This is a genomic window from Embleya australiensis (assembly GCF_051903075.1).
GTDB lineage: Bacteria > Actinomycetota > Actinomycetes > Streptomycetales > Streptomycetaceae > Embleya.
Genome location: NZ_CP182422.1, coordinates 5,446,988 through 5,466,450, shown reverse-complemented (window position 1 = coordinate 5,466,450; position 19,463 = coordinate 5,446,988). Strand labels below are relative to the sequence as shown.

The following is a 19,463-nucleotide window of genomic DNA, read 5'->3' as shown; positions in this document are numbered from 1 at the left end:
TGGGCGGTGGATGAGTCGGCCTTTACGCCGGGTTCTGTCTCCCGGGAGCCTTGCGGCGCCCGGGGAGGCGGCCATCCATCTACGACTGCCGTTGCCGACAGCCTCCAGCGGTCTACCCGCGAACTCGGGCGGGCCGCCCTCGAACGTTCGCGCAGAGCACGTTTCACGGTGCTCCTCTTGACCTTGCTCCGGGTGGGGTTTACCTAGCCGCCCGAGTCACCTCGGGCGCTGGTGGTCTCTTACACCACCGTTTCACCCTTACCGGTCGTCCGAGGACGCCGGCGGTCTGTTTTCTGTGGCACTGTCCCGCGGGTCGCCCCGGGTCGGTGTTACCGACCACCCTGCCCTGTGGAGCCCGGACGTTCCTCGGCGGAACCCTCCGAGGAGGAATCCCGACGCGGCCGCCCGGCCGACTCATCCGCCGTGTCGTCCATCCTAGCCGGGGCGAAGCGAACCCTTCGCCGGGTGCCGTCGGCCTCGGTGAGCCGCACCCGTACCCGCTCGCCCAGGCCCAGGCCCGCACCGTCGAAGCGGGCCCGGACGGCCGGCTCGGCGAGTTGTACCGTGCCGCCGTCGCCGCGCTCGTTGAGATCCACCACCACCGCGTCGAACACGTCGCCGACGTGGTCAGCCAGCACCACCGCCTCGACCAGGGAGACCGCCTCGCGCTCGACCTCGTGGGCCCGGCGATCGCCGGCCTCCATCGCCTTGGGCAACTCGTGCAGCCGCGCGCCCACCCACTCGGGCACCTCGACGCCGGCGACCAGCGAGACGCAGATCTCGCCCGCGTACCGGTCGACCAGGCGCCGCAGCGGCGCGGTCACGTGCGCGTACTCGTCGGCGACCGCCGCGTGCCCGGCCTGCTCGGGCGCACCCGCGTCGAACGCGGTGTAGCCGGCCCCGCGCAGCAGCCCGGTGGCCTCCTCCAGGAAGGCGGCGTGCCGGGGGTTGTCGGGATCGAGCGAGCGGATCACCGCGCCGTAGGTGGCGCTCTCGGGCCACGCCACGTCGAGCGCGCGCCCGACCCGGCGGACCCGGTCGAGCGCCTCGGGCGACGGTTGCGGCAGGGTGCGCAGGACGCCGATGCCCGCCCGGGTCATCAGGTCGGCCGCGGCGATCCCGGTGAGCAGCGAGATCTGCGCGTTCCAGCCCTCGGCGGGGAGCGGCGCGCGGTACTCCAGCCGCCACGAGTCGCCGTGCTCGACGATCTCCTGCTCCGGGATCGGCAGGCTCACCCCGCCGCGTTCGATCTCCAGCCCCTCGCGCAACCGGCCGATCTCGGCAAGCAGCGCCAACGGCTCCGCCGCCGACCCGCTCTCGATCGCCCGCTGCACCCCCGGATAGTCGTAGCGGGCCCGGCTGCGCACCAGTGCGCGAAAGACGTCGGTGCCGACCAGGTCGCCGGACCCGTCCAGGTCGAGCACCCACACCAGGGCCGGCCGGTCCCGACCCGGGAGCAGGCTCGCCGCCGCCTCGGACAGGGCCGGCGGATGCAGCGGGATGCGCTCGTCGGGCAGGTACAGCGTCTCCACCCGGCGCATGGTCTCCGCGTCCAGCGCGCCGCCCGGGACGACCCACGCCGCGACGTCGGCGATCGCGTAGTACACCCGATAGCCGCCGTCCCGACGGGCCAGGTGCATCGCCTGGTCCAGGTCCATCGACTCGGCCGGATCGATGGTCAGGAACGGCAGCCCGGTCAGATCCCGCCGAGCCAGCGTGGGCCCGCGCCGCACCGCCGCATCGGCCTCCGCCAGCACCTCCGGGGCGAACGCCCCCGGCAACGCCAGATCGGTGCGCAGGCGGGCGAAACCCGCCCGCAGGAGATCACCGTCGGCGGACCTGATGTGGAGATGACGACGAGGCACGAGTCGAGCTTAGGAAAGATCCGCTGCGCCGAGAAGGACTTTCCCGGCTTTTCGCCCGCGCGCCCGGAGCGCCGGCGGCGCGTTCGGTCGGGGTCGTCCCCATAAACTTGGTCGGTCGCCCCGGCCGTCCGCAAACCCGGTCGGCCGCCCTGCCGTCCGCGTCGCTTGGAGTTGCGCCCGTGCTCGTGTTGTTGCCGCCCTCCGAGGGCAAGGCCGCCGCGGGGGCGGGCCCCGCGCTCGATCTCGCCGGTCTTTCGATGCCGGAACTGAACTCCGTGCGGCGGCAGGTGCTCGACTCGCTGATCACCCTGTGCGAGGGCGACGAGCGCAAGGCGCTGGAGGTGCTCGGCCTCGGCCCGAAGCTGCGCGGCGAGGTGCTGCGCAACCTCGATCTGCGCGAGGCGGCGACACTGCCGGTGGCCGGGCTGTATACCGGAGTGCTCTACGACGCGCTGGACCTGTCCTCGCTCACCGGCGCGGCGGCGGCGCGCGCGGCCGGTTCTATCCTGGTCTTCTCCGGGCTGTGGGGCGCGCTGCGCCCGACCGACCGGGTGCCGCCCTACCGCTGCTCGATGGGGGTACGGCTGCCCGGCATCGGCGCGCTCGCCGGCCAGTGGCGCGCGGTGACGGCGCCGGTGTTGCCCAGGCTCGCGGGCGACGACCTCGTCCTGGACCTGCGGTCGGCGGCGTACGCCGCGGCCTGGAAGCCGGTCGGCGCGGTGGCCGAACGCACCGCGACCGTGCGGGTGCTGCACGAGCGGATCGTGGACGGGGTGGCCAAGCGCTCGGTGGTCAGCCACTTCAACAAGGCGACCAAGGGCCGGATCACCCGCGACCTGCTGGTCTCCGGCGCCGAACCGCGCAACCCGGCCGAACTCGCCGACGCGCTGCGGGAACTGGGCTGGACCGTGGAGACCGCCGAGCCGAAGCAGGCGGGCACCCCCTGGGCCCTGGACGTCGTGGTCGCCGCGATCTGACCCCTCACCCCTGCCGCCGGAACACCTCCCGCCCGGCCACTGTGCCGACGAACTCCCCGTGGAATTCCGGCCCGTCCCGGGTCAGCCGGGCCGTCACCACCACCGGCCGCCCGGATGGGGTGTGACCCGTACAGGTCACCACGATCGGCGGCCGGGACGCCGAGCCCCGGGTGTCACGGCAGTCGAGTTCGCCCGCGACGTCGACGCCGGCCCGCTTCAACTGCTCGACGGCGAAACGCTCCGCGGCCGAGCGGGTCACCGCCTCGGCGGCGCCGCCGATCCGGTCCCCGGCCTCCCGGGTGCCCTGCTCGACGACCCTCCTGGCATCGTTTCCGGTGCACCCCACGGCAAGTGGCAAGAGGGCGATCGTGATCGCCGTCGATCCCACCTTGACAAAACCGGGGAGCTTCATGATCCTGACGCTTCCTCCGCAGACGGAAAACAAAGCATTTCGTCCTACTTTCGGACGATCCGCGCGTCACGTCAGACGGAGTGGACGACCCGACATCCATGGGGGATGAGTGAGTTACCCGCCGCCGCCCGGCCAGGACCCGAACCAGCCGTACGGCCAGCCCCAGTACGGGCAACCGCCCTATCCGGGTCAGAGCCAGGGCCAGGGCCAGTACCCCGGTCAGTACCAGCAGCCCCAGTACCCGCAGGGGCAACCGGGCCCGTACGGACAACCGCAATACCCCGGCGCCTACCCGCAGGGCGGCGGTTACCCGCCCCCGCCGAACCAGAGCCGCAAGGGTCTGTGGATCGGTGTCTCGGTGGTCGCCGTGCTCGCGATCGTCGGCGTGCTCGTCGCCGTGGGGCTGTCCGGCGGCGACGACGACAAGAAGTCGACGGCATCCTCCACGTCGTCGGCGACCACTACCGGCGCCCCGAAGTCGGGTTCGCCGACCCCGACGGGCAAGGCGACCAAGCGCACCGTCGCGCCCGATCCCACCTCCGACGACGACTCGACCACCGGCCCCGGTCCCGGCACGCGCGGGCTGGGCGAGGACAACTTCCTCACCACGATGCACCGCCTGATCCCGGGCACGAAGTCGACGTCGGACGCCGACCTGATCTCGCAGGGCAAGCAGGCCTGCTCCGACCTCAAGTCGGGCAAGTCCCTGCTCGACACCGCGATGAAGGTGACCGCGGTCAGCGGTGTGTCCGAAAAGGGCATGCTCGTCGGCGGCGCCATCGCGGCGTTCTGCCCGGACCAGTCGGGCAAGGTCTCCTGACCCGCCCCACCGCCCGAACGCCGGCCTGAAAACCGGCTCGGGCCCGGACGATCCCGGCCCGCGAGATGAACGAGTGAATCTCGCGGGCCGGGCGTTTCCCCTTCACGATCACGTCGTTGACCAGCCTGCCGAACCTGGTCGGCACGCTACGTGGAGGAACGAACGCAGTGACGAACATGAAGAAGATCGCCGCCGTCGCGGCCATGGCCGGTGGCATCGCGGCCATGGGCGCCGGAATCGCCAACGCGAGCGCCGACGCGGACGGCGCGGCGGTCAACTCGCCCGGTGTCGTCTCGGGCAACAACATCGAGGCCCCCATTCACGTGCCGGTCAACATCTGCGGCAACACCGTCGACATCCTGATCGGCGTGCTCAACCCGACGTTCGGCAACACCTGCGTCAACGCCGGCTGACTCGCCGCCCCGGCCCGCCTCCTTGGTCGGTGGCCGGCGCAACCGCCCCGTTCTCGGTTCTCCGGGAACGGGGCGGTCGTCGTTGTGAGCGCCGCGCCGAACACAAGCGATCCGCGATGTACATTTCTCGCAGGCTCGCGGCGTCTTACCCGTGCCATTCCGCGCCATTTCGCACTGGTCCGGTCATCTCCGAACCCGGTCGGCAGATGGGCGCGGGCGACCCGCGATGATGGGGATTGCCCGGACGGGTCTTCCGCGTTGTATACGCAGAGGCGCCGTGTGGGGCGCGCACGAAACGCACGCGGAAGAAGGGGTTCCATGGAGCGAATGGGCAGAATGGCCGGATGGCTGCGCCGTCGACCGCGTGAGGATCCGGACACCGTTCGCGACCGGCGGGCCGGACTGCTCATGGACGTGGTGGAGCGCGGTTGGCCCGTCTGTCCGGCGGCGCACCCGGTGGGCTTCGGCTGTTCCTGCGACCGGGTCGGCTGTCCGTCGCCGGGCATGCACCCGGTCTCCTTCGCCTGGCAGACCCAGGCGTCCACCGACCCCGTACAGGTGGCGCGCTGGCTGGAGCTGTATCCCGACGCCAACTTCGTGACCGCGACCGGCACGGGCCACGACGTGCTCGACGTGCCCGCGCGGGCCGGCGAGATCGCCCTCGCGGTGTTCGCCGAGCAGGGCATCGAGATCGGCCCGGTGGCCTCCTGCGGCCCCGACCGCACGCTGTTCTTCACCGCGACCCGAGGCACCCCCGCCGACGAGGACGAGTGGTGGCCCTGCGAGTTGGACTGTCACCCGGAGACGCTGGATGCCCACCCGGGGCTGCGCTGGCACTGCCGGGGCAGCTACGTCCTGGTGCCGTCCTCGCAACACCCCTCGGGGCAGCCGGTGCGCTGGATCCGCGGCCCCGAACTCGCGCTGCCCGACCCGCTGCGGGTGCTCGACGTCCTCACCGACGCGTGCGACACCGTGGGCGCCGCGGCCGCCGACGGACACTGGGCCTAGCGGCCGCCACCACGGCCGTCGGGTCGGCGACCGTCCCGCCGACCGCTCACTCGCCCTCGGCGCCGACCAGGCCGTACACCCAGCCGACCAGCTGCACCTTGCCACCGGCCTTCGGGACCACCGCGACATACTCCGAGAGCCGGTGCTCGGTGACCGACCGGCTCGGCTTGCCGGTCAGGAACGCCAGCGTCGACGGGTCCACGTCGCCGAGTCGGCGCGGGGGCTGCACGGTGAGCTTGATGCTGTGCTGGAGCGCGAACAACACCAGCGCACCGCCGTCCGCGGTGCGCACCGCCAACGGCGGGAACTGCGCCGCCGGGCTGTCCACGGCCTGCCGTACGTAGCCGTCGCCGATCGGCTCGTCCCGCTGCTTGCGCAACTGCGCGGTGTACGGGTCGGGCCCGAACAACTCGGCGCGGGTCTTGCCGTCCTTGAGGAACTCGCTGAGTACGGGGGCCAGTTCGCCGGGCGAGGCGGCAAGTCCGGTGGCGGTGGGAGAGACCTGCTCCAGGTAGCCGGACGAATCCCGCTTCAGCTTGGGCAGTTCGCTCTGCAGCGTCGGCCCCCACGCCGCCTGCCATACCGCGTCCGGGCCCGCCCGGAGGAAGACCAGGAACTGCGGCTTGGCGTTGTTGAAGTTCGGGGTGTTCCGCACGGCGAACCACTTGGGCCAGCCGATCACCTTCGGGATCAGGAACTCCGGCCGCTCGTGCAGGATCGGGGCCCGGCCCAGATTGCCGTTCGGGTCGGTGAAGGCGAGGATGCGCAGACCGGCCTGGTCGAGCACGCCGAGCGAGCCCGTCTCCGCCCGTGCGTTGAGCGGGAGATCGCGGTTCGCGTACGCCTGGTTGTTCTGCACCTCGTACTCGTGCAGCACCTTGGCGGCCTCGTGCTTGTCCAGCGCCGCGACGGGCGTGCTCGCGCCGCTGACGGTGACACAGCCGGTCGCGGCGAGCGCGGTCGCGAGCAGGGCGGCGACCGCGGCCGGCATGCGGGATATGCGCATCGGTAGTCGGCAACTCTTCCGGGGGAGCGGGCAGGAGGAGATCTCGCGAAACCATACTGCCCGCACCCCGCGACACACCGCGCCCGCCCGGCGGGTGCGGCAGGACACGCCCTACGCCAGGGTGAGGATCTCGGCCCCGGTGTCGGTGACGACCAGCGTGTGCTCGAACTGGGCGGTGCGCTTGCGGTCCTTGGTGACCACGGTCCAGCCGTCGTCCCACATGTCGTAGTCGTGGGTGCCCAGGGTCAACATCGGTTCGATGGTGAAGGTCATCCCGGGCTCCATCACGGTGGTCGCCCGCTCGTCGTCGTAGTGCGGGATGATCAGGCCGGAGTGGAACGAGCTGTTGATGCCGTGGCCGGTGAAGTCGCGCACCACGCCGTAGCCGAAGCGCTTCGCGTAGGACTCGATGACCCGGCCGATCACGTTGATCTGCCGACCCGGCTTGACCGCCTTGATGCCCCGGTTCAGCGCCTCGCGGGTGCGCTCGACGAGCAGCCGCGACTCCTCGTCCACGTCGCCCACGAGGTAGGTCGCGTCGGTGTCGCCGTGCACGCCGCCGATGAACACGGTGACGTCGATGTTGACGATGTCGCCGTCCTCGAGCCGGGTGGTGTCGGGGATGCCGTGGCAGATCACCTCGTTGATCGAGGTGCAGATGGTCTTCGGGAAGCCCCGGTAGCCCAGGCAGGACGGGTAGGCGTGGTGGTCGAGCACGTACTCGTGGGCGACCTTGTCCAGCGCGTCGGTGCTCACCCCGGGCGCGATGTGCGCGGCGGCGGCCTCCATGGCGCCCGCCGCGATCCGCCCGGCGATCCGCATGCGCTCGATGGTCTCGGCGTCCTGCACCTCGGGCCCGGTGTACGGGGTGGGGGCCGGCTTGCCGACATACTCCGGCCGCGGGATGTCGGCGGGTACGGAACGGATGGGGGTCGGCTTACCGGGTACGAGAATCGCCATAACCAGCGAGTGTAGCCGGCGCCGCGACCGAGCCGGCGGGTGATCCGGTCGGCGACGGCATCGAGTGGGTGGAGGACGGCCGTGAGGTTCAGACTGTGGCGCAGGCCCGAGGGTCGCGCCGGCGAGTGGTACTACTGCATCAAACACGGCAAGGTCGAGGAGGGACCCGACTGTCCGGCCCGCGACCGGCTCGGCCCGTACGCGACCCGCGCCGAGGCGGCGAACGCGTTGGAGACCGCCAAGACCCGCAATCAGGCGTGGGAGAACGATCCGCACTGGAACGACCCCGGGCGCCGCTGACCGGGCGTACGGCGCGGCGGGCGGGTCACTCGGCGGGTTCGGGGACCCGTCCGCCGCCGACGGTGAGCACCCCGGGCAGTTCGGACAGGCCCGACACCAGCTCGCCGGGTTCGCCCGGCCCCTCCAGGAGCAACACCACCGCCGCGGCCCTCGGTTCGGTCGCCGCGGCCTCGCCGGCATCCTCGACGGGCTCGCGCTCACGGTTGTGCACGGAGACGTCCACCACGGTGAATCCGGCGCCGGTACAGGCCACCAGGACCGCGGACAACACGCCGTGTCCGGGCAGGTAGGAGACCCGGATCTCGGCCGCCCGGTCCCGGGGGCCGCCGATCCGGCGGATGATCGGCGGATAGCCGTAGACGACCACGAAGTGCAGCGTGGTGACCCCGATCGCCAGGTACGGCAGGCCCGCGCCGCAGGCCATGCCGATCGCACAGGTGAGCCAGACCACCGCGGCCGTGGTGAGGCCGCGCACGGTGTCGCGGCGGACGAAGATCAGGCCGCCGCCGATGAAGCCGATGCCGGAGACGACCTGCGCGGCGATCCGGGAGGGGTCCCAGCCGACGTGGCCCGCGGGCAACACGTCGGCGAAGCCGTACTTCGAGATCTCCATGAACAGCGTGGTGCCGACCCCGACCAGCGCGTGGGTGCGCAGTCCCGCGCTCTTCTGCCGCACCTCGCGCTCGACGCCGATGACGCTGGAGAGCACGAAGGAGAGCATCAACTCGGAGAACTGGGTCCACCCCTGACTCGCGCCGATCCCCTCCGACCACGCCGCCAGGGTCGTTCCGGAACGCACGCGCCCACCTCCTCCGCCCGGGACCGGGGTCCCGGGGCTGCTCGATCTTCTTCCTCTGCTCGCACGCTATGACTCCATACGGAGCAATGGGTCACGGCCGAGGTTCGGATACCGCGATCGAGGGAGGGGTGGGCGACGGGAAATCAGGCGCGCGAGCGAGCCGTGGTGCGCGTGCGCGAGGCGGTCGTCCGGGTCACGGCCTTACGCGGACGCGACGTAGCCGTCTTGGATACGGCCTTTCGGGGGCGCGAGCCGGCCGTCTTGGATACGGCCTTTCGCTGGGACGCGGCCTTTCGAGGACTCGATACCGCCTTTCGGGTACCGGATACCGCCTTTCGGGGACGCGAGGCGGTCGGTTTGGACACCGGGCGCTTTCGCATGGCCGCGGCCGACGCGGGCGCCGCCGGGGCGTCGACCGTACGGTCGTCGACCGTTTCGGTGTCGCCGTTGCGCTGGATGTAGCGAAGTGCGGTCAGCGCCTCGCGCTTCGTTTCATAGGACGCGGACTTGATGACCGTCGAACCGTTGGCGGCGGTCAGCACGAATCCGAACTTGCCGGAGCGTCCCTTGGTGACGATGAATTTGGCCGGCACGACATCTCCTTGGGAGAGAAGAGAAAGTTTTCTCCTCCACGGAAACATGGTTCGTCCCGGTTGTCATATATAAGGGCTATTTACGGGTGAATCGGCCTCCGCAGCCGAAAACCACTGTGACGTCGACTGCATCCGGGCGCGGACCCCGTGTTCTCTTCGGTTTCGGCCGGCAGGATCGCGCCCATGACAACCCCCTCGTCCCCCAAGCGTGACCCGCGCGACCTGCCGAACATCGACGATCTGGTGGTCGGCGTCCTCGGCGGCACCGGTGAGCAGGGCCGCGGCCTCGCGTACCGCCTGGCCGTCGCCGGCCAAAAAGTGATCATCGGCTCGCGCAGCGCCGACCGTGCCGCGTCCGCCGCGGCCGAACTCGGCGCCGGCGTGCGCGGCGCCGACAACGCCACCTGTGCGGCCGAGAGCGACATCGTGATCATCGCCGTGCCCTGGGAGGGCCACCGCGATCTGCTGCTCTCCCTCACGGGCGAGCTGGCGGGCAAGATCGTGGTCGACTGCGTGAACCCGATGGGCTTCGACAAGCAGGGCGCGTTCGTGCTCGACGTCGAGGAGGGCAGCGCCGCCCAGCAGGCCGCCGCCGTGCTCCCCGACTCGACCGTCACCGCCGCCTTCCACCACGTGTCCGCGGTGCTGCTGCTCGACCCGAACGTGGAGTCGCTCGACACCGACATCATGGTGCTCGGCGACAAGCGCGAGGCCACCGACGCGGTGCAGGCACTCGCGTCGCGGATCCCCGGCATGCGCGGGGTGTACGCCGGGCGGCTGCGCAACGCGCGGCAGGTCGAGGGGCTGACCGCCAACCTGATCTCGACCAACCGCCGCTACAAGGCACACGCCGGACTGCGTGTCACCGACGTGTGAGCCGGCCCGGCCACGCCCGCCGGTGCCCGTGCGACGCACGACGGCGTGCGGCCCCGCGCATCCGAGGATGTGGGGGTCGCACGCCGTTCGTGCTTTTCGGGGCCGAAGCCGAGGGCGCTTGGAGATCGCCCGGGATCGCCCGGGGATCAGACCTGGGCGGCGCTCCAGGTCTGGAGCGGGCGGGTGACCAGCTCGCCGGCGCCGTTGTCGATCGCGTCCCGCAGGCCGCCGAGCACGTGGGTGACCATGCCGGCGGTGACCGGGTCGGTCAGCACATGCTGTACGTCGGCCTCGACGCCGAGCCGGGTGTGCACCTCGGGCACCGCGATCTCCGGGCCGGAGACGACGAAGTTGCCCAGGTCCCGCAGCAGCGCCTTGAGCTGGATCAGCGCGCGAATGCCGCCCTGGGGGCCGGGCGAGGCGGAGATCGCGACGATCGACTTGCCGGTCAGCACGCCCTGGGCGTACGGACGCGAGGCCCAGTCCAGCGCGTTCTTGAGCACACCCGGCAGGCTGCGGTTGTACTCGGGGGTGGTGATGATCAAGCCGTCGGCCTCGGCGATCGCCTCGCGCAGGCGCACCACCGTGGCGGGTGGGTTCGGCTCCAGGTCCTGGTTGAAGTGCGGCAGTTCGTCGAGACCCTTGAACACCTCGATCTGCATGCCCTCGGGCGCGAACGGCTGGAGGGCGTTCAGCAGTGCCGTGTTGAACGACTCGGCGCGCAGCGAACCGGAGATGGCAAGGATGCGGGACATGGGTTCCTCCATGGATGGAGAGAGGGTGCCGGGTAGGGCGCGGAAGCAGGTTGTTGAACGTTTAACAATGTAGCGCGGGCTTGTTGTGGATTCAACTTCCGATTGCCGAGTGGGTGCCGGGTGGGTGCCGATCGGGCGGTCGTCGGGGGCGACAATGGACCCGCGTCGCGCCGGAAAGCGCCGCGACCGAGGTCCGTCCGCACTCGTCTGGAGCCCCCGCCATGCCCCGCATCGTCGTCCTCGCCGTGATCGTGTGCGTGCTGGCGCTCGCCGCCGCCGCGGTGGCCTTCGTCAACGGGAGCTGGCTCGGCCTGCCGTTCGTGCTCCTCGCCGCGCTCGACGGCAACATCGCGTTCTACTACCTGCGCCGGCAGCGGGTGCGCCGTGCGCGCGACCTCGCCGCGCGGGCCTGATCCCCGCCGCCCGATCCCCGCTCCCCCGCCGCCCGCCTGCCGTCCCCCGTAAGGGTGGACGCCGGTGCCGGATGGCGTGTCGGCATCGAATTCGAACAAAGGTTCGAGCTACGCTTCGATCCGACGTTGTCCACAGGCGTGCGCCGGTCGTGCCTCCGTGTCGGTGCGACGGGTTAGCGTTCAAGGTGTGAAGCGAACACCACAGACCGGCAAGGCGGCATCCATGGCTGGACAGGATCGCGAGAAGGCGCTCGAAAACGCCCTCGCCCAAATTGAACGGCAGTTCGGGAAGGGCTCGGTGATGCGCCTCGGCGACGAGGTGCGCGCACCGATCGAGGTCATTCCCACCGGCTCGATCTCGCTCGACGTGGCGCTGGGCATCGGCGGGCTCCCGCGCGGCCGGGTCGTCGAGGTCTACGGCCCGGAAGGCTCCGGCAAGACGAGCCTCGCGCTGCACGCGATCGCGAGCGTCCAGCGGGCCGGCGGCATCGCGGCCATCGTCGACGCGGAGCACGCGCTCGACCCGGAATACGCCAAGAAGCTCGGCGTCGACACCGACGCCCTCCTGGTCTCCCAGCCGGACACCGGTGAGCAGGCGCTGGAGATCGTCGACATGCTGACCCGCTCCGGCGCGGTCGACATCATCGTGATCGACTCGGTGGCGGCGCTCGTGCCGCGCGCCGAGATCGAGGGCGAGATGGGCGACTCGCACGTGGGTCTCCAGGCCCGACTGATGAGCCAGGCGCTGCGCAAGATCACCGGTGCGCTCAACCAGACGAACACCACCGCGCTGTTCATCAACCAGCTGCGCGAGAAGATCGGCGTGATGTTCGGTTCGCCGGAGACCACGACCGGTGGCCGGGCGCTGAAGTTCTACGCCTCCGTCCGCCTCGACATCCGGCGGATCGAGACCCTCAAGGACGGCACCGAGGCGGTCGGCAACCGCACCCGGGTCAAGGTCGTCAAGAACAAGCTCGCGTCGCCGTTCAAGCAGGCCGAGTTCGACATCCTCTACGGCATCGGGATCAGCCGCGAGGGCGGCCTGATCGACATGGGCGTGGAGCACGGCTTCGTGCGCAAGTCCGGCGCCTGGTACACGTACGAGGGCGACCAGCTCGGTCAGGGCAAGGAGAACGCGCGCAAGTTCCTCCGCGACAACCCCGACCTCTCCGACGAGATCGAGAAGAAGATCAAGGAGAAGCTGGGCGTCGGCCCGCGGGTCGACGCACCGGCGGAGGCGGAACCCGAGGAGGGCTGAGTCCGTGGTTCGCCCTGCCGGCGAGTGGTCGAACACGTGGGGAGACGGGTCCGCCGACGGATCCGTCTCCCCAGCCGCCCGGCCGCCCGTCGATCCCGCCGAACTGCGAGCCGCGATGGCCGCCATCGAGGCCGCCGCCCCCTCGGGCGCCGACACCGGGGCCGGCGGCACACGCGGTGGTGGTGGCGGGCGACGCGGTGCTCCGGGAGCCGGCACCCGCCGGACCCGCACGGCGCGCCGTGCCCCAGGGGAGCACGAGGCGGGCGAACCGGATCCGATCGACGACGGCTCGGGGGCCGACGTCACGGGCACGGACCGACGCGCTCGCGGTCGTGGGACCGGGAGTGGTCGGGCGAAACGCGACAGGCGGGCCGGGACTCGGGGCCGGGCCCGTCGTGACACCGAGGACTCGGAGCGGCCGGCCGACGAGGACGTCGACGCGGCTCCGGAACCGCTCGCCGATCCGGAGGCGACGGCGCGGGCGATCTGTCTGCGGCTGCTCACCGGGCGGGCGCGCACCCGGGCCCAACTGGCCGACGCGCTGCGCCGCCGGGAAGTGCCCGACGAGGTCGCGGAATACGTACTGGGCCGCTTCACCGACGTCGGTCTGATCGACGACACGGCCTTCGCCGACGCGTGGGTGAGCACCAGGCACACGGGCAAGGGGCTGGCCCGACGGGCCCTGGCCCAGGAACTTCGCCGGCGCGGGGTGGACGCGGTCGTGGTCGACGAGGCGGTCGCGCAACTGGAACCCGAGCAGGAGTTGGAGACCGCCCGGACCCTGGTCGCCCGCCGGTTGCCGGGCACGCGCGGTCTGGACCGGGACAAGCGAATCCGCAGGTTGGCGGGCATGCTCGCGCGCAAGGGATACGGCGAGGGGCTGGCCGTGCGCGTCGTCCGCGAGGCGCTCGATCACGAGGCCGAGGCCGACGAGAACGACGACCCGGCCGAGACCCCGTGGCGCGCCTGGGACGGGCCGGCCTGATCCGGCCCCCCGCCACGTCGCGCGGTGACCTAGCCTGGGAGCGTTGTCCCAGCCGTCGGGGCGTCACGAGCGTGTCCGTCGGCACCGTTGCGCTCCAGCCGTCCGCTTGAAGGGCCATCCGCCTTGGCGATCAGTGTGTTCGACATGTTCTCGATCGGGATCGGCCCGTCGAGCTCCCACACGGTGGGTCCGATGCGCGCCGCGCGGATGTTCGCGCAGCGGCTGAAGAGCGAGGGTGTCCTCGACCGGGTCGCCTCGGTCCGGGTCGAGCTGTACGGCTCCCTGGGCGCGACCGGGCACGGACACGGCACCCCGCGCGCGGTGCTGCTCGGCCTGGAGGGTTACTCGCCGCGCACGGTCGATCCGGAGGAGGTCGAGCCGGAGCTGGCCCGGATCCGCGAGTCGGGGACGTTGCGGCTGCACGGCGTGCACGAGATCGCCTTCGACGGCGACCGCGACCTGGTGCTGCACCGGCGCAAGACGCTGCCGTACCACGCCAACGGGATGACCGCGTGGGCCCGCGACGCCGACGGCGCCGAGCTGCTGAGCAAGACCTACTACTCCGTCGGCGGCGGCTTCGTGGTGGACGAGGACGCGGTGGGCGCGGACCGGGTCAAGCCCGACGACACCGTGCTGCGTCACCCCTTCCGCACCGGCGACGAGTTGTTGCGGCTGACCCGGGAGACCGGGTTGTCGGTATCCGCGCTGATGCTGGAGAACGAGAAGGCCTGGCGCACCGAGGCGGAGATCCGGGCCGAACTGCTCGAGATCTGGCAGGTGATGCGCGGGTGCGTGGAGCGCGGCCTGGCCACCGAGGGAATCCTGCCGGGCGGCCTCAAGGTGCGCCGTCGCGCCGCCCGTACCGCCCGCACGCTGCGCGCCGAGGGCGACCGGCCCACGCACGCGATGGAGTGGGTCACCCTGTGGGCGATGGCGGTCAACGAGGAGAACGCGGCGGGCGGGCGGGTCGTCACAGCGCCCACCAACGGCGCCGCCGGGATCATTCCGGCCGTGCTGCACCACTACGTGGAGACCGTCCCCGGCGCCGACGACGACGGTGTGGTGCGCTTCCTGCTCGCCGCGGGGGCGATCGGCATGTTGTTCAAGGAGAACGCCTCGATCTCCGGCGCGGAGGTCGGTTGCCAGGGCGAGGTCGGTTCGGCCTGCGCGATGGCCGCCGGTGGTCTGGCCGAGGTGCTGGGCGGCACCCCCGAGCAGGTGGAGAACGCCGCCGAGATCGGGATGGAGCACAACCTCGGGCTGACCTGCGACCCGGTCGGCGGCCTGGTCCAGATCCCGTGCATCGAGCGCAACGGCATGGCTGGGGTCAAGGCGGTCACCGCGGCCCGCATGGCGCTGCGCGGCGACGGCCGGCATCACGTGTCGCTGGACAAGGTCATCAAGACCATGAAGGAGACCGGCGCCGACATGAAGACCAAGTACAAGGAGACCGCCCGGGGCGGCCTCGCGGTGAACATCATCGAGTGCTGAGTCTCGTCGAGTGTCCAGTCTCGTGGGTGCCGGGTCTCGTCGAGTGCCCGGTCGCGGGGTGCACCATCGCATCGACGGGGTGAGGTGTGCTTCCGGGGACGAGGGGTAGGCATGCGCCCGTGAATGACGAGAGTGGTCCCCTCCTGGTGCAGGTGTCGGCGGTCGGAGCCGGTCATACGTTGGTGACCGTGCACGGCGAGATCGACATGGACAGCGGTCCGATCCTGGACGACGCGCTGGGTCGACAGGTGTCGGCCGAGCCGACCCGTCTGCTCCTGGACCTGTCCTCGGTCGCCTTCATCGACTCCTTCGGACTGCGCATCCTGGTCCGCGCGGAGCGACGTGTGCGGGAGGGGGGCGGTTCGCTGCGGCTGATCGCGCCGACGCGCGCGGTCGAGCGGGTGTTGCGGCTGACCGGCTTCACGCTGATGGTCGCCGTGCACGACACGGTGCGCGAGGCGCTGGACGCCGAGGAGGCTCCCGTCGGGCACGAGTAGCCGCGCCACTGTCCGATACACGCTGCGCTGTGAGCGGAATCGGTACCAAGCATGATCAAAGTGCGGTCGAGGGGTGGCCGGATTCGATCATGCACGCCACACTTGGAATGTCCGCGCGCCGGATGTTTCTGCTGTCGCCCGAAGGCCGTGGACCTGTGGCCGTCCCGTCGAGCGCAAGCCCGACGGGACGGCCGCCGCATGTTCGGGGCGGGGGCGGGTGAGGCGGCCCCGTGCCCGGATCAGCCCAGGGTGCGCTTGAGGAATCCCGCCATCGTCGAGCGATACTCGCGCGCCTCGGGGAGCAGCGCGGTCAGCTCGCCGGCCGCGTGCACGAAACCGTCCCAGCGCTTGCTCTCGACCGCGACGCCGGCCTCCGCCAGGCGCTTCGCGTACGCCTCGCCCTCGTCCCGCAGCGGGTCGTACTCGGCGGTGAGCACCAGCGCGGCGGGCAGCCCCGCCAGGTCCTCGGCGTGCAGCGGTGAGGCCAGCGGGTCGGTGGCCTCGCTGCGCGGGCTGGACAGGTACTGCGCGATCGCGAACTCCAGGCCGGCGCGGGTGAGCAGGTAGCCCTCGCCGTTCTCCGTCACCGACGGCTGCGCCAGGGTCAGGTCCAGGATCGGGCAGTCCAGCACCTGGGCCACCGGGGTCGGCTGGCGGCGGTCGCGCAACATCAGGGCGCAGGCGGCGGCCAGGTTGGCCCCCGCGCTCGTGCCGCCGATGGCGACCTTGTCCGCGTTGACGCCCAACTGGAACGCGCGCTCCTGGACCCAGATCCACGCGGCGTACGCGTCCTCCAGGGGCCAGGGGAACTTGAACTCGGGAGCAAGGCGATACTCGACCGAGACCACCACCGCGCCGCTCTCCGCGGCGATGTGCGCGCAGTGGCTGTCGGACGCGTCGACCGAGCCCAGCCACCACGCGCCGCCGTGGAGGTACACGTAACCTGGACGACCGCCCTTCGGCGCGGGTCCGGCCGGCGTGTACACGCGGGCGGTGATCTTCCCCGGCTCGGGCTCCTTGACGGTGATGCTCACTTCCCGCGTCGTCACATCTTTCGGCGCGGGCTCGACGGACGCGAGGATGGTCGTCTCGAGACCTTTGTTCGACGCGGCACGACGCTCCGCCAGGGGCAGGTCGGCCGGAAGGGGCGGCGCGGCGGCGACAGCGTCGAGGATCGGCTGGATCTGCGGTGCGACGGGCATGCGACTCCTCCGAACGGAACTACGAACCAGCACAGTAGAACTTCACGTCCGGAGTTGACAGAGCGTCAGAAGTCGAGCGCGTGACATAGGCCACACAGAAACGGCACGAAGGGCGTCAACCGTCCCAGTTGCCCCCAGCGTTCAATAGACGAACCCAACGAGGAGTACGTGTTGACCGTCATCGACGAACCCCGGATACCGGGCGCGCCCCCGTCCGGACCGGGCCGGGGCGCATCCGACGAGCGCGTGTCGGGAGCCCTGTCGTTCGTGGAGCGCGGCCTTCGCCTCCTGTGGCGACCGCTGGCCGTCTACGCCGCCACCGCGCTGGCGCAATTGCTCGTGCTCTCGTGGATGATCCCGCCGGGCGGACCGAGCCTGCGGGATCGGCTGTTGCAGTGGGACGCGCACTGGTACGTGGACGTCGCCGCGCACGGCTATCCGGACAGCTTCACGTACACGCCCGAGGGCGACCTCACGGGGAACACGCTCGCGTTCTTCCCGCTGTATCCGGGCCTGGTCCGGATCGTGCACTACCTGACCGGGACCGACTACGAGACGGCCGGCCTGATCGCCGGGCACCTGGCCACGGCCGCCGCGATGTGCGTGCTGTACGTATTCATGACGCGCCTGTACGACCGGCGCGCGGCGCTGGTGATGGTCGTCCTGGTGGGCGGCGCGCAGCCGATGTCCGTGGTGTTCTCGATGGCCTACAGCGAGACCCTCTTCCTGGCGCTCGCGGTGGGCACGCTGTTGGCCGCGCATCGCCGGGCCTGGCTGACCGCGGGCCTGCTGGCGTGTCTGACGAGCGTGACCCGGCCGGCGGGCATCGCGGCGATCGCCGCGCTCGGGGTGGCGGCGCTGATGGAGATGTGGCGGCATCGGCGGCTGATGTCCGCGCCGATCGCCGCGTGTGCGATCGCGTGTATGGGGATGCCGCTCTACCTGTTGTGGGTCGGCGAGCGGTTGGGCGAGGTCGACGCCTGGTTCACCATCCAGGACGCCGGGTGGGGTACGAAGTGGGACAACGGGGACGCGGTCCGGCACTTCCTCACCGACACGCTGCGCAACGGCGACCAGTGGATAGCGGTCAGCACGGCGGTGCTGATCATCGCGGCGGTCGTCGGCTCGCTGGTCGCGCTGAACCGGCGCATCTGGCCGCCGCTGGCGGTGTACGGGCTGTCGATCCTGGTGATGACGCTGTGTCAGAGCAACTACTACCACTCGAAGTTGCGGCTGATGATCCCCACGCTGCTGTTCTTCGTCCCGCTGGCGACGGTGCTGGCCCGGGCCCGGACCCGCACGGCCGTACTGGTGCTGAGCGGGGCATGCCTGTTCGGGATGTGGTACGGCGCGTACATGCTGACCACGTGGCACTACGGAATCTGACCGGAGCCCGGCCGGCCTGCGGCCCGCCGTGGATTCGCCTGCCGCGACTGTTGTGATCGGCATTCGGGTGATGGCCGAATAGTTGGGCATTTACCGACGATTAGCATCCATTCCCGTGACAGAACATCACAATGCGCGGATGTTACGCGACACGACCGACGTGCTCATCCTCGGTGCCGGGCCCGCCGGGCTCGTCCTCGGGACATCCATCGCGACGAGGGAGTCCCTTTGATGACCGCGCACACGCCGACGAGGACGAACGGTGGTGACGACACGGCCCGCCTGAGCGCGGCGATCGACATCGTCCGACACCAGGACACCGCGACGCTGCTCGCGCTGCTGTTGCCGGGTCTGGACGGGCCGGAGTTGCGGGCGCTCGTGGATCGTTGCCGCTTCGCGCACGCCGGGCTGCTCGTGTGCCCACCCAGCGTGGCGGAGTTGCGGACGGAGCTGGCCGCGCACGGTTTGGACGCGGATGCCCCGCGGCGGCCCAGCGTGGTGGTCCGCGAACGGCTCGCGTTACGACACCGGCGCGATGTCGCCGATCTCGACGTGGGCATCCTGCGCCCCGTCGTATGGGGTCCGGACGGCGAGCGCCGGGCGGTCGAGGTGTTCGTGCTCCCCGTGCCGCCGGGGTCCGGGCTGGCGGACATCGCCGCGCACGAGCGGGAGCGGGAACACGAGACGCACCTGGCGTTCGAGGTCGAGCGGCCCGATCCGCTGGTGCTGCGCGGCCTGTGTGCGACGTTCGCCCGGCACGGGGCGCTCGCCGACGGCGGCGGGTACAACCCGCACGAGGACGGCACGGTCTTCTACTTCACCGCTCCCGCCGACTCGAAGGCCGGGTACAGCCGCCTGGAGCTGTACGCGGGCGGCGACCACCGGCAGGTGCTGGCCGCCCACCTGGCGGACTTCCGGACCAGGCAGCTCACCGAGACACCGCTGCGGCTGTCGACCGGGGCATGAACGACCCGGGCCCTCGCGACGTGTGCGCGGCTGGGTCTGGCCGACGCCATGGAGACCGGCGCCGCCGTCGGGCTCACGGCACCGGCGCGAGCGGTCGACGCCGATCCGCCGAGCCTGGCACGGCTGTTGCGCTACCTCGCCATGCCGGGTGTGGTCGTGGCGGACCCGAACGGCTTCCGGCTCACCGAGGTCGGCGCGCTGCCGCGCACGATCCCCCGGTTCGATGCGGCCGTTGGCACTGATGTACGGCGGCCCGTTCCATCGGTCCTTCGCGCTGCTCACGCACACCGTGCGAACCGGACCACACCGGCTCCGAGCGGCTGTTCGGCGAGAACCATTTCGACTACTTCGCCCGCCGGCCCGAACTCGCCGCCTGCTTCGACGAGTCCATGGCCGCGCGTGCGCACATGTTCGATCCGCTGCCGGCGCACCCGGTATTCACCGCGACCGGCGGTGCGGCCGGGCCCGGGACCGTGGTCGA

At 71.2% G+C, this 19,463-nt stretch carries 19 protein-coding genes, 1 other RNA gene and 2 pseudogenes; 13 read left to right on the top strand and 9 right to left on the bottom strand.

Annotated elements, in window-relative coordinates; translation table 11 throughout:
• Window positions 1-7 precede the first annotated feature (7 nt).
• Window positions 8-417, bottom strand: an RNA gene (gene rnpB, locus ACMXN5_RS23760) — RNase P RNA component class A.
• 80 nt (window positions 418-497) lie between these two features.
• A pseudogene (locus ACMXN5_RS23755) lies at window positions 498-1,658 on the bottom strand (RNB domain-containing ribonuclease); the annotation flags it as partial.
• Between the two features lie 386 nt (window positions 1,659-2,044).
• Between ACMXN5_RS23755 and yaaA the strand changes: the two are divergent.
• Window positions 2,045-2,842, top strand: coding sequence for a peroxide stress protein YaaA (gene yaaA, locus ACMXN5_RS23750; protein WP_395788389.1), 798 nt, complete (start codon window positions 2,045-2,047; stop codon window positions 2,840-2,842).
• 4 nt (window positions 2,843-2,846) lie between these two features.
• Here yaaA and ACMXN5_RS23745 read toward each other — a convergent pair whose 3' ends face one another.
• Window positions 2,847-3,200: a hypothetical protein gene (locus tag ACMXN5_RS23745; RefSeq protein WP_439676891.1), complete on the bottom strand. Its 354-nt coding sequence runs from the start codon at window positions 3,198-3,200 to the stop codon at window positions 2,847-2,849.
• Between the two features lie 163 nt (window positions 3,201-3,363).
• Here ACMXN5_RS23745 and ACMXN5_RS23740 point away from each other — a divergent pair, with 163 nt between their 5' ends.
• The 3 genes from ACMXN5_RS23740 to ACMXN5_RS23730 all read left to right on the top strand — a co-directional run bounded on the left by ACMXN5_RS23740 (window position 3,364) and on the right by ACMXN5_RS23730 (window position 5,495).
• Window positions 3,364-4,074: a DUF732 domain-containing protein gene (locus ACMXN5_RS23740; RefSeq protein WP_439676890.1), complete on the top strand. Its 711-nt coding sequence runs from the start codon at window positions 3,364-3,366 to the stop codon at window positions 4,072-4,074.
• A 176-nt stretch (window positions 4,075-4,250) separates the two neighbouring features.
• Entirely contained in the window at window positions 4,251-4,487 is a 237-nt protein-coding gene (locus ACMXN5_RS23735) for a chaplin (protein WP_439678061.1), read from the top strand.
• 318 nt (window positions 4,488-4,805) lie between these two features.
• The gene (locus ACMXN5_RS23730) at window positions 4,806-5,495 is read left to right on the top strand and encodes a bifunctional DNA primase/polymerase (protein ID WP_395788381.1); all 690 of its coding nucleotides are present in this window, start codon (window positions 4,806-4,808) and stop codon (window positions 5,493-5,495) included.
• A 46-nt stretch (window positions 5,496-5,541) separates the two neighbouring features.
• Here ACMXN5_RS23730 and ACMXN5_RS23725 read toward each other — a convergent pair whose 3' ends face one another.
• Both ACMXN5_RS23725 and map read right to left on the bottom strand, forming a co-directional pair.
• Window positions 5,542-6,501, bottom strand: a complete 960-nt coding sequence (locus ACMXN5_RS23725) for a hypothetical protein (protein ID WP_439676889.1) — start codon at window positions 6,499-6,501, stop codon at window positions 5,542-5,544.
• Window positions 6,502-6,612: 111 nt separating this feature from the next.
• On the bottom strand, window positions 6,613-7,461 hold the full coding sequence (gene map, locus ACMXN5_RS23720; RefSeq protein ID WP_379995904.1) for a type I methionyl aminopeptidase: 849 nt from the start codon (window positions 7,459-7,461) through the stop codon (window positions 6,613-6,615).
• A gap of 81 nt (window positions 7,462-7,542) precedes the next feature.
• Between map and ACMXN5_RS23715 the strand changes: the two genes are divergently transcribed.
• Window positions 7,543-7,761 (top strand): hypothetical protein, encoded by a 219-nt coding sequence (locus ACMXN5_RS23715; RefSeq protein ID WP_246127151.1) that lies wholly within the window; start codon window positions 7,543-7,545, stop codon window positions 7,759-7,761.
• A 25-nt stretch (window positions 7,762-7,786) separates the two neighbouring features.
• On the opposite strand, the gene ACMXN5_RS23710 is transcribed toward ACMXN5_RS23715, so the two are convergent.
• Together ACMXN5_RS23710 and ACMXN5_RS23705 are read right to left on the bottom strand one after the other, a co-directional pair.
• Entirely contained in the window at window positions 7,787-8,560 is a 774-nt protein-coding gene (locus tag ACMXN5_RS23710) for an MgtC/SapB family protein (protein ID WP_439676888.1), read from the bottom strand.
• 143 nt (window positions 8,561-8,703) lie between these two features.
• Complete coding sequence (locus ACMXN5_RS23705; protein ID WP_439676887.1) at window positions 8,704-9,153, bottom strand: YegP family protein; 450 nt, start codon at window positions 9,151-9,153, stop codon at window positions 8,704-8,706.
• Between the two features lie 183 nt (window positions 9,154-9,336).
• Between ACMXN5_RS23705 and npdG the strand changes: the two genes are divergently transcribed.
• Window positions 9,337-10,029, top strand: coding sequence for an NADPH-dependent F420 reductase (gene npdG / locus ACMXN5_RS23700; RefSeq protein WP_101897013.1), 693 nt, complete (start codon window positions 9,337-9,339; stop codon window positions 10,027-10,029).
• Between the two features lie 146 nt (window positions 10,030-10,175).
• Here the strand turns inward: npdG and ACMXN5_RS23695 are convergent, their stop codons facing one another.
• Window positions 10,176-10,784 carry an NADPH-dependent FMN reductase gene (locus ACMXN5_RS23695; protein WP_439676886.1) on the bottom strand — a complete coding sequence of 203 codons (609 nt, stop codon included), beginning with the start codon at window positions 10,782-10,784 and terminating at the stop codon, window positions 10,176-10,178.
• A 221-nt stretch (window positions 10,785-11,005) separates the two neighbouring features.
• Here ACMXN5_RS23695 and ACMXN5_RS23690 point away from each other — a divergent pair, with 221 nt between their 5' ends.
• The 5 genes and pseudogenes from ACMXN5_RS23690 to ACMXN5_RS23670 all read left to right on the top strand — a co-directional run bounded on the left by ACMXN5_RS23690 (window position 11,006) and on the right by ACMXN5_RS23670 (window position 15,428).
• Window positions 11,006-11,197, top strand: a complete 192-nt coding sequence (locus ACMXN5_RS23690) for a hypothetical protein (RefSeq protein WP_439676885.1) — start codon at window positions 11,006-11,008, stop codon at window positions 11,195-11,197.
• Window positions 11,198-11,420: 223 nt separating this feature from the next.
• A pseudogene (gene recA, locus ACMXN5_RS23685) lies at window positions 11,421-12,434 on the top strand (recombinase RecA); the annotation flags it as partial.
• A 25-nt stretch (window positions 12,435-12,459) separates the two neighbouring features.
• Window positions 12,460-13,440: a regulatory protein RecX gene (locus ACMXN5_RS23680; RefSeq protein WP_439676884.1), complete on the top strand. Its 981-nt coding sequence runs from the start codon at window positions 12,460-12,462 to the stop codon at window positions 13,438-13,440.
• 123 nt (window positions 13,441-13,563) lie between these two features.
• Window positions 13,564-14,931 (top strand): L-serine ammonia-lyase, encoded by a 1,368-nt coding sequence (locus ACMXN5_RS23675; RefSeq protein WP_439676883.1) that lies wholly within the window; start codon window positions 13,564-13,566, stop codon window positions 14,929-14,931.
• Between the two features lie 119 nt (window positions 14,932-15,050).
• Window positions 15,051-15,428 (top strand): STAS domain-containing protein, encoded by a 378-nt coding sequence (locus ACMXN5_RS23670; RefSeq protein ID WP_439676882.1) that lies wholly within the window; start codon window positions 15,051-15,053, stop codon window positions 15,426-15,428.
• A 239-nt stretch (window positions 15,429-15,667) separates the two neighbouring features.
• Here the strand turns inward: ACMXN5_RS23670 and ACMXN5_RS23665 are convergent, their stop codons facing one another.
• Window positions 15,668-16,630: an alpha/beta hydrolase gene (locus ACMXN5_RS23665; RefSeq protein ID WP_395788365.1), complete on the bottom strand. Its 963-nt coding sequence runs from the start codon at window positions 16,628-16,630 to the stop codon at window positions 15,668-15,670.
• A 171-nt stretch (window positions 16,631-16,801) separates the two neighbouring features.
• On the opposite strand from ACMXN5_RS23665, the gene ACMXN5_RS23660 reads away from it, so the two are divergent.
• A complete protein-coding gene (locus ACMXN5_RS23660) occupies window positions 16,802-18,016 on the top strand; it encodes a hypothetical protein (protein ID WP_439676881.1) in 1,215 nt (404 codons plus the stop codon).
• A 231-nt stretch (window positions 18,017-18,247) separates the two neighbouring features.
• Window positions 18,248-18,982: a hypothetical protein gene (locus tag ACMXN5_RS23655; protein WP_439676880.1), complete on the top strand. Its 735-nt coding sequence runs from the start codon at window positions 18,248-18,250 to the stop codon at window positions 18,980-18,982.
• The last annotated feature ends 481 nt before the right edge of the window (window positions 18,983-19,463 follow it).

What these genes read in the sequence shown, in the direction of transcription:
- ACMXN5_RS23735 (WP_439678061.1), top strand. Translation starts at nt 4,251, where the DNA reads ATGAAGAAGATCGCCGCCGTCGCGGCCATGGCCGGTGGCATCGCGGCC.
- ACMXN5_RS23695 (WP_439676886.1), bottom strand. Translation starts at nt 10,784, where the DNA reads ATGTCCCGCATCCTTGCCATCTCCGGTTCGCTGCGCGCCGAGTCGTTC.
- map (WP_379995904.1), bottom strand. Translation starts at nt 7,461, where the DNA reads ATGGCGATTCTCGTACCCGGTAAGCCGACCCCCATCCGTTCCGTACCC.
- ACMXN5_RS23725 (WP_439676889.1), bottom strand. Translation starts at nt 6,501, where the DNA reads ATGCGCATATCCCGCATGCCGGCCGCGGTCGCCGCCCTGCTCGCGACC.
- ACMXN5_RS23730 (WP_395788381.1), top strand. Translation starts at nt 4,806, where the DNA reads ATGGAGCGAATGGGCAGAATGGCCGGATGGCTGCGCCGTCGACCGCGT.
- npdG (WP_101897013.1), top strand. Translation starts at nt 9,337, where the DNA reads ATGACAACCCCCTCGTCCCCCAAGCGTGACCCGCGCGACCTGCCGAAC.
- ACMXN5_RS23665 (WP_395788365.1), bottom strand. Translation starts at nt 16,630, where the DNA reads ATGCCCGTCGCACCGCAGATCCAGCCGATCCTCGACGCTGTCGCCGCC.
- ACMXN5_RS23690 (WP_439676885.1), top strand. Translation starts at nt 11,006, where the DNA reads ATGCCCCGCATCGTCGTCCTCGCCGTGATCGTGTGCGTGCTGGCGCTC.
- ACMXN5_RS23655 (WP_439676880.1), top strand. Translation starts at nt 18,248, where the DNA reads ATGACCGCGCACACGCCGACGAGGACGAACGGTGGTGACGACACGGCC.